Here is a 12,642-nt window from a genome sequence, read left to right on the forward strand (position 1 = left end):
ATATCTTTCACCAACCCTGCACTTTTAGGGCAGGGATTGCCTAGACCAATTTAGTCAACGTAAGAGGTGAATACCGCATGGAGACTCAGCTTGGTACACACTTCCGAATACTTCCCTCGTTCGGACTATCTGTAAACCTAATTGGTGAGGTGCTTTTAGAGAGGACATCTTAGTTGTGTTGCGGGAAGGGACTTAAACGAGTTAGGGGGTTCTCGGCCTTATCGGCATACTAAAACCCCCTCCCGTAAGGGATATGTAAAGCCGTCCAAATAGGACGGGGTTTCAAGCCCAAAATTTCTGATGAACAAAAAATTTTTAACCGGACTAACAACTGCTTTAATGACCACTGTGGGAACCACTACCCTAATTGGTATTTCCTTACAGGTTTCACAAGCATCTGATAGCAGACACAAGGTAAGCCCAGTAAAAGAAATTATGGGATTTGAGAACCTTGTAGAGCAAAAAAATTACCCTTTTCAGACGCAAAATATAGTCAGTTTAGGACCGATTCAACCAGATAACACCTCTGAAACTGGGGTAAAACAAATCGCCACACTCTATGTTCACCAATGGCAGTCTCAACTGGCAGTAACACTAAGAATTCGTCAAATTCCTGTCTTAACCTTTCTCGGTTCAAAAGCCGACTTATTAGCCCTCAAAGAACAAGGAAATGAGGCCGACCTCACTACAATGGAAAGCAAAGCCCTCGATCGCGCCCAAGCCTTCGCTAAACGGCTAAATGAACTTGATACCGATAATACTTTTAAAGCAGAAAACATAACCGTTACCTTAAATTCAGATAAAACCCATAGTATTAAATTAAATTCAGAAGAATTAATCAAACTCGACCAAAGCGTTATCTTATCCGATACCACCCGAAACAAAGCCATTGACGCTTTACAAGCTACCAACCGTTTACGGCGATTGATGGGAGACGCACCCCCTCTAACCGCCATTGCTAATCCCAACCAACCCAGTAACAACGAGTCAGGGTTAGCCACTGTTCGCCCTGTCACCAGTCGTCGTAAAGGGATGGCCTCTTGGTATGGGCCAGGGTTTCATGGCCGTTTAACCGCCAATGGAGAACGCTACAACCAAAATGGTTTAACCGCAGCACACAAAAGCCTACCCTTTGGCACTCAAGTACGGGTGACCAATCTCAATAATGGTCGTTCTGTAACTGTGCGAATTAACGATCGCGGACCATTTATCCGTGGACGGGTGATAGACTTATCAAAAGGAGCAGCCAATGTTATTGGTTTAGTCAACAGTGGTGTAGCTCCGGTTCAACTGGAAATATTGGGAAGATAATCAACAGCAAAAAAATGCGTCTGTTTAAAACTGTGGCCGGGTTACGTACTTATTTAGATTCTCTGAGGGAAAACCAAACTATCGGGTTGGTTCCCACTATGGGAGCCTTACATCAAGGTCATATTAGCCTTATTCGTCGTGCTATGTCTGAGGTTGACCAGGTGGTGGTGAGCATTTTTGTTAACCCTCTTCAATTTAGCCCCCAGGAAGATTTAACTAAGTATCCTCGTCAACTGGAAACAGATGCTCAACTGTGCGAAGAACTGGGAGTGACCGCTATATTTGCCCCAACACTCCCAGAAATGGGCATTAACAGCACCTCTGAGCCAAACACTCAGGTTTTTCCCCCGTCTCAGATGCTCTCTGTCTTATGTGGTCCGTTTCGCCCTGGCCACTTTCCAGGGGTGGCCACCATTGTTACTAAACTGCTGACTATTGTTAATCCCAATGTTGCCTATTTTGGGGAAAAAGATGCCCAACAACTGGCTATTATTCGGCAGCTAGTTAAAGATTTAAACCTATCGGTGGTGATCAAAGGTTGCCCCATTATGCGAGAACCCTCCGGACTTGCTTATAGCTCTCGTAATCAATATCTGAAAGCAGAGCAAAAACAAGAAGCGATCGCCTTATATCAGGGTTTACAAGCAGCTAAACAAGTTTTTCTCACTGGAGAAAGGGAAACTCAAGTCTTAATTAATACTGTTAAAGAGCAATTAAACAACTATTCTGCTATAAAAGTTCAATATATTGAATGCGTCCATCCTCAAACCCTACAACCCTTAGATAGTATTGAAGAAACAGGGTTATTAGCGATCGCCGCTTATGTAGGGTCTACTCGACTAATTGATAATATGATTTTACGAGTCAGACAACCTATTATTGCCATTGATGGGCCCGCCGGTGCTGGAAAATCTACCGTTACCCGTCAAGTAGCCAAAGCCTTAAATTTAACCTATTTAGATACCGGAGCGATGTATCGGGGGATGGCCTGGTTAGTGTTAAACTCGGGCATAGCAACAGACGATGAAAGTGCGATCGCAGAATTAGTTTCCCAAGGTACCCTAGAATTTATCCCTCCTCGTGATCAACAACCTCCCCAAGTGATTATTAATGGGGAAAATGTTACTCAAGCTATTCGCACACCCCAAGTTACAGCTTTAGTGTCTACTATTTCTGCTTATGCTGCGGTTCGTGAAAAATTAGTCACTTATCAACAAGAATTAGGAAAACTAGGGGGTATTGTAGCGGAAGGTCGAGATATTGGTACTAATGTTTTTCCCGATGCCGAGGTTAAGATTTTTTTAACTGCCTCGGTTCAAGAACGGGCAAGAAGACGGTTAAAAGATTTTCAGGCACAAGGGGAGGATAATATAAATCTTCAACAACTGGAAAAAGATATTCAACAAAGAGACTATCAAGATACTCATAGAACTTTAGCCCCTCTCCGCAAGGCCAGTGATGCGATCGAACTTAATACTGATGGCTTAAGTATTGAAGAAGTAATTAATAAAATTATTCATTTGGTTACATCCAAAAATTAGAATTAAGTCATTTCTCTAACCATTTCACTATAAATAATGGTAAATCACTGCGTTTACGAATTTTAGTATTAATAGAAACGTGCTTTGTTGTTGCTTTAGCAAGCATTTTATCTAAACTATTTTCGTAAAATATTTGATAATTAATCTCAAATTCCGTTGCATTTAATTTAGTGGAGATAAGATTCACTTGTATGCGATCGCCACAAAATAAAGGTTGATAAAAATCAATTTCAGCATGAATAATAGGAATAGCAATATCTGAACTTGTGAAAAAGCTTTTTAATTCAATTCCCGCAACTTGTAAGCTATTTTCATAAGCTTCATGACAGATAGATAATAAAGTAGAAAAATAAACAACGCCGGCTGCATCTGTATCAGCAAAATGAATTGTTCTATAGTAATTCATGAAGTAATTTTAGCTATGAGTTTAGATTAAATTCTAATTTACTTTGAACAGTAATCTCTTTAATAATATCTGATATTTTACCCTGAGCAATAATTATGTCAATATATTCATGTAACATAGGAAGATTAATTATTTCCTCAACAGAGTTTAAGTAACGATCAACAATTGCCTTTACTTTATATTTAAGTTTAGCTTGTTGTTTTATTTTTTGTTTAATCTTTTCTGGTGTTTCATTGGATTTTACGACAAAAGTAATAAGGGATTTTTGCACCTTATCAATATCTAAAAAATATTTATTAACATCTATAGTTTCTGTAACTTGAAAAAAACGACCTAGTGGTTTCATTACAAAATCAATCCCACCATCATTAGCATTAGTTAGACCAGTTTTATAGAGGATTAAGTTATCTTCTTTTATGATTAATAAGTTTTCATTAATCCAGTAACGACTGGTTTCTACATCTCTTAAAATAGGTTTTTGCCCAATAGTAGGAAAATATTTAGTAAATTCCATGTTAAGACGATGATTCAGTGCATGATTTTGCAACTTTTCTCCAAAGGGTAATTCTCTTTGACGACGTAATAAATCTGAAAATCTTGCCCCTTCATAGTCTTCGTAACTTTTTTGATTATCAAACCCTTTATTAATATAATCTTCAACTAAGACATAAAGTGCATAATGATTACCAAGAGATGGTCTAGACTTTGAGCCTTTATTTGCTGATTTTGTTTTAATATTCAAATATTGTAAGAGAGGACTATTTTGGAAAATATCCTCAGCATTTTCTTCAAAATATTGATTTATTATTTCAAAAATAACCTTTGTGAATTGGTGTTTATTATTCATCTTTAAATAATTCTAATTGTTGATTATTTTTTTGATAGTTTTTTAAAGGTTTTTGCAAAAGAGTACCATTATAATGTGTAGCAATTCCTAAACGCCTTAAACCAATTTTTAGGTAATCTTCTTCAATTTCAATTCCAATAGATTTCCTTCCCAATTTTTGAGAAACTGCGGAAGTGGTAAAGGTTCCCGAAAAAGGATCAAGAATAGTATCTCCAACATTACTACTTGCTAAGATGATATGTTTCAAAAGTATCTCTGGTTTTTGAGTTGGATGTTTTTCATATTCTTCCATACCATAACGAACTCTTGGAAAATACCAAACATTTCCAGGAACTTTTTGGGAATTATAAACTTTAGGAATTGCTTTACGATAATCAATTAATTTCCTTTTGGAACCTGTTTTTGCTTCTATTTTAATATCATCCCGATTAAAGGTATATGATTTCGGATTTTTGACTCCATAAATTATAGGTTCATATAAAGAACCAAAATAATTCTTTGCTTGTACTCCTGAACTATCATAATGCCAAATAATTCTGGATAAAATATGAATATTTTGACGTAAATAAATATCTAGATATGGAATAGTTTGGGTACTAGCCATCAGATAAATACTGCCTTCAGGATGGAGCTTTTTAAGACATAATTTTAACCAAGAATAACACCAAGATAAATAGTCCTCTTGCGTTGGCCATTTATCAACAAAATTGGCATATTTTTTGCCGATATTGTAAGGAGGATCAGCAAAAATTAGATCAATAGTGTTATCTTGAATTTCCTGATCTAAAATTTTCATACTATCTCCAAAGAAAATTATATGATGACCATTACTATCTTGATATTTCATCTCGAACTCAAAATATTGAATTTCTAAATAATAACCGATTGAAAGACTAAAATAGTTCTATTGTTATAAAAATTTTTGTTCATTTTGCTCATAGTGCTAAAGCGCAATAAAAGAAAACATGGGACTAATAAAACCCCGCCATTAAAGACGGGGTTTAAATGTGAAAAGATAGCCATTATTTTAGGTATCAAGTTATACCATTTTCATCAACTGGTATTAGTTCCACATTTAACTTAATCCAAGTTAAGTTGATTACCGCGCTTATATTGTAAATAGGCCGCAACAAACAAACCAGCTAAAGTAATGGGAATAAGACCTAAAACAATGCCTAAGAGTAAAGGTTCAATCATGGGGGTTCTCCTCATTGAGACGGATATAAAACCCACCGTTAATGGCGGGATCTTTATATGGTACTGGAGAATGTTGCCTTAATTCTAGGGTAAATTAACGCTTTCCCTTAATATCTTTCTACTGGGGATAACTGATTTTTTGTCAAGGCTTTAGAAGAAAATTAATATTTTGCGCAAAATCCTCCTATAATTGTTACATTAGTTAACAAGACTAGCTTTTTACCCTCAAAAGATTGCAAAATGTAAAGGGAGGGACAACACAATCACCCCTTAAATTACCGTGACTGAACAGTTAATCCAACCGAAGGATGCTATCCAAAGACTAATACTAATTTTTTTAGGCATGATTTTTCTAGCTATTGTGGTCATAGTCGGTTGGTATCTTCATGAAATATCTGATCCTTACATTAATGAAGTTTTATCGCTTCCAGGAGATGTTCGTAGGGGACAGGCCATATTTCAAATCAATTGCGCCGGTTGTCATGGATTAAATGCAGATGGTGTTGTTGGACCGAGTTTACACCATGTCCAAAAACATAAATCGAAAATTAGTCTGATTCAACAAGTTATTAGTGGAAAAACCCCACCTATGCCGAAATTTCAACCCAGTCCCCAGGAAATGGCAGATTTGTTAAGTTATTTAGAAGGGTTATAGGCGTGAATCAACCTTAAAAAATGCTTGATTTACTGATGTTTCTTCAAGAAAACTGATAATTTAGTCATCAGAAGCATTCCGTTACACGGCTTATCTTATGCTATCTTCCTCTGATCATGGCCTTTACAATAACCTTCCTATTCCTTCTCCGAGTCATCCCAGACAATATCGGGCAATCGGTTTAATTGAGGGTCAATATCAGCGTTCTCAAGAACATCAAACACGAGGGATCCTGATTACCAAAGACGGTAACATTATTGATACTGTAGTTTTAGGTAAAGTCCTCAGTCTCTTCAAAAAACATATTGACTTAAATAAATCTCATTTGTGGATTGTTTATCCGCGAACTCGACTCGCTAACGATCAACTACAGTTACAGATAGCAGGAGTTTGGGAACCGGAAATTTTACATCCAGAAAAAACTCATTTATCATTACCCGAAGATAGCTTATCCTCTGGAGTTCCTATTCAGAGTGGAGACTTTTCCATTCGTGGACAAGTTGTTTATGCCTCCCATCGGAAAAAAATTGCTATTGTTAAAATTCGTCAGTCTCCTAAACATCCCTCAGAAAAACCCAAATTTTTTAAGTTAAAATTGCACGGAACCCTTCCTGATCAAGCAGTGGGTTGTTTTTGGGAGTTACAAGTAGGCTTAGTCAATAATCGACTCACCATTATAACAGGAACAAATTTAGGACAGATAGCTAAAAAGAGGGGAAATGTCGCCAAAAAACGAGCTTCATTCCAACTAAAGCCCAAAAAACGCCCCTTAAATAGCGATCGCCCCTTTTCTCCTCCTCGCCGTTCACCTGTACCTAAACCGATTAAATCAGTAAGAAATAACTATCAAAAATCAGACTAAAAATGAATAATTAAAGCCTAATCTATGACCCAAAAACCATTTTTGCGCCAATATTGTTCTTTTAGGGCTGCCTCCAGTTGATTCTTAACAATTAAACCTTTTTGCAGTAGGAGTTCCCCGAGACGACGTTTCTGAGAAGTTTGAAGTTGGATTACTTCTTCTAGTTGCTCAGTGGAAATCAACTTTTTCTGGAGCAGAATTTGACCTAGTTGCATAACTTTACCAGAGCATTGCTCTGACGAACATCAAAGACTTTTAATTAAATACACTTACAGTTTATATCATACTTTATCTAAAACTTATAGAAATTTGTCCAAAACTTAATAAACCAAAGTAAAGAGTCAAGGCAATGGTTATCCTTGACTCTTTATAACTTTAAGTTATGGGATCTTTAGCAACAAAGCATAATTAGCCTTCAGCTTTGGTACGGGTACTTTTATCTCCAACCTTAGCAAACAGACCCCATTCCACTTGTTCTTCAAGATCGGGATCAACACCAGCAAATACGTCACGGTACAGAGTACGAGAACCATGCCAAATGTGACCAAAGAAGAACAATAAAGCAAATACAGCGTGTCCGAAGGTAAACCAACCTCTGGGACTGGTACGGAATACCCCGTCAGAACCGAGAGTTTCACGGTCAAAGACAAAAGGTTCACCGAGTTGTGCCTTACGAGCAAACTGTTTAACATCAGCAGCATTGCTGAAAGTTTGACCATCTAACGCACCACCGTAGAAAGTAGCAGTTACACCACTTTGCTCAACACTGAGTTTAGACTCAGCACGACGGAAAGGAATATCAGCGCGGACCAAACCATCCGCATCAGTTAAAACAATGGGGAAAGTTTCAAAGAAGTTAGGCATCCGACGAACGGTTAAAATACGACCGTCTTTGTCTTTAAACACAGGGTGTCCTAACCATTCTTGGGCAATACCGTCACCACTATCCATAGCACCGGTACGGAATAAACCGCCTTTAGCAGGGCTATTACCTACATAATCGTAGAAAGCAAGCTTTTCAGGAATGTTTAACCAAGCTTCAGATAAGCTCTCACCAGCAGCTAAACTGGTTTCTACACGGCGTTCGATCTCTTGTTGGAAGAAACCATTATCCCACTGATAACGGGTAGGTCCGAACAGTTCGATGGGGGTGGTGGCGTTACCATACCACATAGTTCCAGCAACGATGAAAGCAGCGAAGAATACAGCAGCAATACTACTAGATAATACGGTTTCGATATTACCCATTCTTAGAGCTTTGTAGAGACGTTCTGGAGGTCTTACTGTTAAGTGGAATAGACCTGCAATAATACCTACAACACCAGCTGCAATGTGGTGAGCAACAACTCCTCCAGGGTTGAAGGGGTTAAACCCAGCCGGGCCCCACTCCGGTGCCACCGGTTGCACGTGGCCCGTTATACCGTAGGGATCAGATACCCACATTCCAGGTCCCCACAGTCCAGTGAGGTGGAACGCTCCAAAACCGAAGCAGAGGAGTCCGGATAAGAATAAGTGAATACCAAACATTTTGGGAAGATCAAGGGCGGGTTCCCCTGTACGAGCATCTACGAATAGCTCTAAGTCCCAGAATACCCAGTGCCAAACAGCAGCTAGGAATAATAAACCAGATAAAACGATGTGAGCCGCAGCAACACCTTCAAAAGACCAGAAACCAGGGTTAACACCTGTTTCTCCGGTGACACTCCAGCCACCCCAAGATCCGGTAACTCCTAAACGGGCCATGAAGGGAAGAACGAACATCCCTTGTCGCCACATTGGGTTAAGAACGGGATCACTGGGATCAAAAATGGCTAACTCATAAAGAGCCATAGAACCTGCCCAACCAGCTACTAGGGCAGTGTGCATTAAATGGACGGAAATTAAGCGTCCTGGGTCATTCAGAACAACTGTGTGGACTCGATACCAAGGTAGTCCCATTGACTACGCTCCTCCTGTTTGAAAATATGTCTACGTCGACGGTTTTTTATTTTGGTTTTAAGGTTGCTTGACTTCAGTTTTGCGATCGCTGTTGAACAACTCTCACCTTCCAAAAGTCAGCTAACCTACATTATGCCAAGAAAATGAAATTTATTTAAAGAAGTGTAACCATTGTTAGTCTCGATTGCAAGTCTTCTATTGCGCTTTAGTAGAAAACATATAGTTTCAATGTTCTAGTTTTAGGGTCATTTCTATGGGCAAAATCAACAAAATTGTCCTCTAATAGAACAAGAGTTCTAGAAAATGAGAAGCCGAGAATAAGTGAAAAAATAAAATTTTTCTTTAGCCCTTGTAATCCTTAAACCCCTGTGCTACTATTAATAATTGTGAGATAAATGGGTCGATGCCCGAGTGGTTAATGGGGGCGGACTGTAAATCCGCTGGCTATGCCTACGCTGGTTCAAATCCAGCTCGGCCCACCACCTATTTCTAAACGCCCGTGTGGCTCAGTGGTAGAGCACACCCTTGGTAAGGGTGAGGTCACGAGTTCAATCCTCGTCACGGGCTTATTTTGAACAATTATTGTTTCAGTCATTCATTAATTAGGAATATACAGATAATCCTATCATACTCGTCTTAAATGGGTCTCAAAAGGCTAATAGAGTATGTATCTAAGCTTATGTGTTTTTTATCCGTAGTGGGTATGAATACAAAAATGTCATAAACTATAGTATCACTCAAAAAGAATGACAGTTTTTAAATGTAGTGTTATTTTAAAATTAACTTCAAAATATATTATTTGAGATTACCTTTTTGTTTCCTTTTCCCTTTAATCAACGTTTATATGACCTAACTATTTTATAGTGTTATATTTGATATGATTTTTAAACAATGTTAAAGTTTTGTGAATAAACAACGATACATTATAAAAAATGTTTCTAATTAGTTTTTTATTTTTTAAAATTTGCACCTCACCTAGATTAATTGAAAAAAATTAATTGGAATATTTTAAATGATTTTTACCGAAAATGAGTATGAGGCTATTATGTCAGACCAAAGTAAAAAAATTATAGAAAATATTATTTGGAATGGTCAAAGTCAATCATCTTTAAGGGTTACTTTCAGAGCGCAAGTTCTCTCACATAGTGAATATCCCATTGTTATAGATGGTCGATATAATAGACTCAAAAAAACCTTAACATATTCTATTATTCATCAACAAATACCTAAACGAATTTTTGGGTTAGACATGGGGCAAAACCATCGAAATCCGGACGGACAGTTAGTCGGGATAAATCATATTCATTATTGGACAAATAACTATGAAGATAGATGTGCTTATTCTGCTGAAGATTATATTCATTCTAGTGTAAATAATCCTGGTGATGTTTGGGACGAATTTTGTGATATGGCGAATATTAATTTTGAAGGAGTAATGAGACAAATTCCACCAATACAATATAGCATGGATATGGATTTGGGGATATTTTAATGAACACAACTTGTTTAAAAATTAGAAATCAAGTCGGAAATTTATTTTCTTGTTCTATGTTTGATGGTTTTGTTAAAATCTCAACACCATTTCTTTATGCTGACGGGGATATTATCGATATTTTCTATAAAGAAATAGAAGGTGGATTTATATTAACTGATTTTGGAGAAACTTTAAGTAATTTAGAATCCTCTACATCATTGGGTATAATTAGTAATAAGCAAGAGAAAATAATAAAACAAATTTGTATCAATCATAATTTAGAATTTAATGGTGAAATTATTGTAGGAAAATTTAATAACGATGAAAATCTTGCTTATAAATTAATAGAGATTAGTCAATCTTTGATTGAAATCTCAAATCTGTATGTTCTTAATAGAGGACGTAAGATTAAAACTATAATTGATGTTGTAGAAGAATATATTAAAAAACTACCAGTCGAATGTCAAAGGAACCAGGAATATGTTGGATCTATGAAACGAAAATGGCATCCTCATTTTTTTACTGTATATAAAGGAAATTGTACTTTAACCCATGTACTAAACGCTGAAAAAAGAAGTGATACAAAAACCATTATATCCACTGTTAATACTCAGTGGCAGGATTTAGAAGTATATAAACAAAAGCATAATTATGAATTTATATCATTAATTATAGATGAAGATAGAAAAGATAAAAATTGGACAAAAGAAGATAAATTTTTTCTTAACAAAACATCAACAGTCCAAGAATGGTCTTATAGAGAAGGGTTTAAACAATTAATTATGAGAAATTAACAAGATTATTAGTTTGATATTTCAATATATCTTACTATTTTCTTTCTTCTCACAAAAGTATAACAAAACTTTTCTATTTAATGATAATGTACTGTGTCATAATTTATTCCCTATCTAAAAGGGTTTCGATAACTTAAAGGCTGATTATTATTTATCCATGCACTCCTAGATGTACCAAAATTAAACACTTGGTTATTTTGTGGTTTTAAATTATTATGGATTTCTTTGATAATATTTATTTTTTTCTGCATCGTTTTGTCTTTATTTATATGATTAATGTCATCAACTACATAGCAATAATTCATTAAATCTATTTTACTAGCTAAAGAAATTTCATTTAAAACAAATATTGGAGTATTTCTCATGCGGAAAAGTCTATATGCTTTTTTTGATTCATTGAAATGATTTTTAAATACAGGTACTAATTCTTCTGATGTACAAACAATATGATGTTTACTATAAAAATAGATAGTTTCTTTTGATTTCAGTAACTTATATTTTCTATAGTCTGTAAGACTATAATAGTTTACTAATATTTTAAACAGTTTTAATTCAATTTCAGAGAAGTTGATAAAAACTTTACCTAGATTATAACGATCATGAATAACTTTATAAGAAGTATTATAATGATTAAGTCTTTCTACATAACGGTGGATTTGTTTTTCTGCAATTCCATAAAATATAATTTGACCTGTCTTGGTAATACGTAACTTAATATTTTTATTAACCATTTTTATTATAATTTAAGGTGTTGTTATTATAATTCCCATTTTTTATACTACATCAAGTATTACATATATATTACTTTTCAGATATTTGAAAAAAAGATAGAATGACTTTTGATACAATATTAAAGTATAGAAATTAATTTTTTAGGTCAATTAAAAGCTTAAACATGAATTGAAATGAAAGTGATTTCAAATATTCAAGAACTTGTTGAAATTGTGTTTTCTCTAAACTTGTCATTTTATTTACTTCTAAAGATTCAACCAATCAAAAACTTGTCTAACCGTTAATTCTAATTCAATTCCCTGTAAAACTGGTAAAGATTCATTGCCTTTTAGTAATTGTACTTTTTGTTCAGGAAATACTACTAAGATTGTTTCCTCATCAGGATCAATTAACCAGCCTAATTCTGTACCATATTGGGAACAGTATAATAAATTTCCTAATACTTTGGTGGAACTTTGAGCAGGGGATAAAATTTCAATTGACCAATCAGGATAAGTTTCAAAACCATTGGCAACTTGACCTAAATCATTACGAGGAATCCTTTCCCAACGAAACACTACCACATCTGGAACGATCGCATTAGCTCCAAAAACACACCGTAACTCTGGGAAAGCACAAGCAATTTTTGGTGGTTCAGAGATTTGATTAACCGTTAAACAAAACTTATACTGTAAACGACTATGTTTCCCCTGTGGCGTTGCTTTTTGACTAATTTTCCCATGAATAAATTCAGAAGCCGGTTGTGTTTCAGGAAGTTGTAAAAATTCGGCTAAAGGTGACATCCTCCCACGCTAACTGCTAAGCAGTATAGCGTGGGCTTCCCGACTCACGACGGGATATTTCTGCCCACAGGGGTATGCCCCTACGCCAGTTATCTAGGTTCAT

At 35.9% G+C, this 12,642-nt stretch carries 14 protein-coding genes and 2 tRNA genes; 8 read left to right on the forward strand and 8 right to left on the reverse strand.

The window, feature by feature from the left end; translation table 11 throughout:
- Positions 1 to 300: 300 nt before the first annotated feature.
- Together QNJ66_RS03265 and QNJ66_RS03270 are read left to right on the forward strand one after the other, a co-directional pair.
- Positions 301 to 1,311, forward strand: coding sequence for a septal ring lytic transglycosylase RlpA family protein (locus tag QNJ66_RS03265; protein ID WP_300502999.1), 1,011 nt, complete (start codon positions 301 to 303; stop codon positions 1,309 to 1,311).
- Between the two features lie 14 nt (positions 1,312 to 1,325).
- A complete protein-coding gene (locus QNJ66_RS03270) occupies positions 1,326 to 2,852 on the forward strand; it encodes a bifunctional pantoate--beta-alanine ligase/(d)CMP kinase (protein ID WP_300503001.1) in 1,527 nt (508 codons plus the stop codon).
- 7 nt (positions 2,853 to 2,859) lie between these two features.
- Here QNJ66_RS03270 and QNJ66_RS03275 read toward each other — a convergent pair whose 3' ends face one another.
- The 4 genes from QNJ66_RS03275 to petG all read right to left on the reverse strand — a co-directional run bounded on the left by QNJ66_RS03275 (position 2,860) and on the right by petG (position 5,302).
- Entirely contained in the window at positions 2,860 to 3,258 is a 399-nt protein-coding gene (locus tag QNJ66_RS03275) for a thioesterase family protein (RefSeq protein WP_300503003.1), read from the reverse strand.
- Positions 3,259 to 3,271: 13 nt separating this feature from the next.
- A complete protein-coding gene (locus QNJ66_RS03280; RefSeq protein ID WP_300503005.1) occupies positions 3,272 to 4,105 on the reverse strand; it encodes a restriction endonuclease in 834 nt (277 codons plus the stop codon).
- Positions 4,098 to 4,952, reverse strand: coding sequence for an adenine-specific DNA-methyltransferase (gene yhdJ, locus QNJ66_RS03285; RefSeq protein WP_300503007.1), 855 nt, complete (start codon positions 4,950 to 4,952; stop codon positions 4,098 to 4,100). Before yhdJ ends, QNJ66_RS03280 begins: the two co-directional genes overlap by 8 nt.
- A gap of 233 nt (positions 4,953 to 5,185) precedes the next feature.
- A complete protein-coding gene (gene petG, locus QNJ66_RS03290) occupies positions 5,186 to 5,302 on the reverse strand; it encodes a cytochrome b6-f complex subunit V (protein WP_008278251.1) in 117 nt (38 codons plus the stop codon).
- Positions 5,303 to 5,582: 280 nt separating this feature from the next.
- On the opposite strand from petG, the gene QNJ66_RS03295 reads away from it, so the two are divergent.
- Both QNJ66_RS03295 and QNJ66_RS03300 read left to right on the forward strand, forming a co-directional pair.
- Complete coding sequence (locus tag QNJ66_RS03295; protein ID WP_300503012.1) at positions 5,583 to 5,957, forward strand: cytochrome c; 375 nt, start codon at positions 5,583 to 5,585, stop codon at positions 5,955 to 5,957.
- A 97-nt stretch (positions 5,958 to 6,054) separates the two neighbouring features.
- Positions 6,055 to 6,819 carry a hypothetical protein gene (locus QNJ66_RS03300; RefSeq protein WP_300503014.1) on the forward strand — a complete coding sequence of 255 codons (765 nt, stop codon included), beginning with the start codon at positions 6,055 to 6,057 and terminating at the stop codon, positions 6,817 to 6,819.
- 17 nt (positions 6,820 to 6,836) lie between these two features.
- Here the strand turns inward: QNJ66_RS03300 and QNJ66_RS03305 are convergent, their stop codons facing one another.
- Positions 6,837 to 7,034 (reverse strand): hypothetical protein, encoded by a 198-nt coding sequence (locus QNJ66_RS03305; protein WP_300503016.1) that lies wholly within the window; start codon positions 7,032 to 7,034, stop codon positions 6,837 to 6,839.
- A gap of 193 nt (positions 7,035 to 7,227) precedes the next feature.
- The gene (psbB, locus tag QNJ66_RS03310) at positions 7,228 to 8,757 is read right to left on the reverse strand and encodes a photosystem II chlorophyll-binding protein CP47 (protein WP_300503017.1); all 1,530 of its coding nucleotides are present in this window, start codon (positions 8,755 to 8,757) and stop codon (positions 7,228 to 7,230) included.
- A 397-nt stretch (positions 8,758 to 9,154) separates the two neighbouring features.
- Between psbB and QNJ66_RS03315 the strand changes: the two genes are divergently transcribed.
- From QNJ66_RS03315 to QNJ66_RS03330, 4 genes are all read left to right on the forward strand, one after another.
- Positions 9,155 to 9,239, forward strand: a tRNA-Tyr gene (locus QNJ66_RS03315).
- Between the two features lie 13 nt (positions 9,240 to 9,252).
- Positions 9,253 to 9,324: transfer RNA gene (locus QNJ66_RS03320), tRNA-Thr, on the forward strand.
- A gap of 478 nt (positions 9,325 to 9,802) precedes the next feature.
- On the forward strand, positions 9,803 to 10,249 hold the full coding sequence (locus QNJ66_RS03325; protein WP_300503019.1) for a hypothetical protein: 447 nt from the start codon (positions 9,803 to 9,805) through the stop codon (positions 10,247 to 10,249).
- Positions 10,249 to 11,025: a DUF1828 domain-containing protein gene (locus QNJ66_RS03330; protein WP_300503021.1), complete on the forward strand. Its 777-nt coding sequence runs from the start codon at positions 10,249 to 10,251 to the stop codon at positions 11,023 to 11,025. The genes QNJ66_RS03325 and QNJ66_RS03330 overlap by 1 nt, the downstream gene beginning before the upstream one ends.
- Before the next feature lie 110 nt (positions 11,026 to 11,135).
- Here QNJ66_RS03330 and QNJ66_RS03335 read toward each other — a convergent pair whose 3' ends face one another.
- Both QNJ66_RS03335 and QNJ66_RS03340 read right to left on the reverse strand, forming a co-directional pair.
- Positions 11,136 to 11,756, reverse strand: a complete 621-nt coding sequence (locus tag QNJ66_RS03335) for a hypothetical protein (protein WP_300503023.1) — start codon at positions 11,754 to 11,756, stop codon at positions 11,136 to 11,138.
- A 246-nt stretch (positions 11,757 to 12,002) separates the two neighbouring features.
- Complete coding sequence (locus QNJ66_RS03340; protein ID WP_300503025.1) at positions 12,003 to 12,539, reverse strand: Uma2 family endonuclease; 537 nt, start codon at positions 12,537 to 12,539, stop codon at positions 12,003 to 12,005.
- Between the last annotated feature and the right edge of the window lie 103 nt (positions 12,540 to 12,642).

It is taken from the genome of Crocosphaera sp. (genome assembly GCF_030064895.1).
Taxonomy (GTDB): domain Bacteria; phylum Cyanobacteriota; class Cyanobacteriia; order Cyanobacteriales; family Microcystaceae; genus Crocosphaera.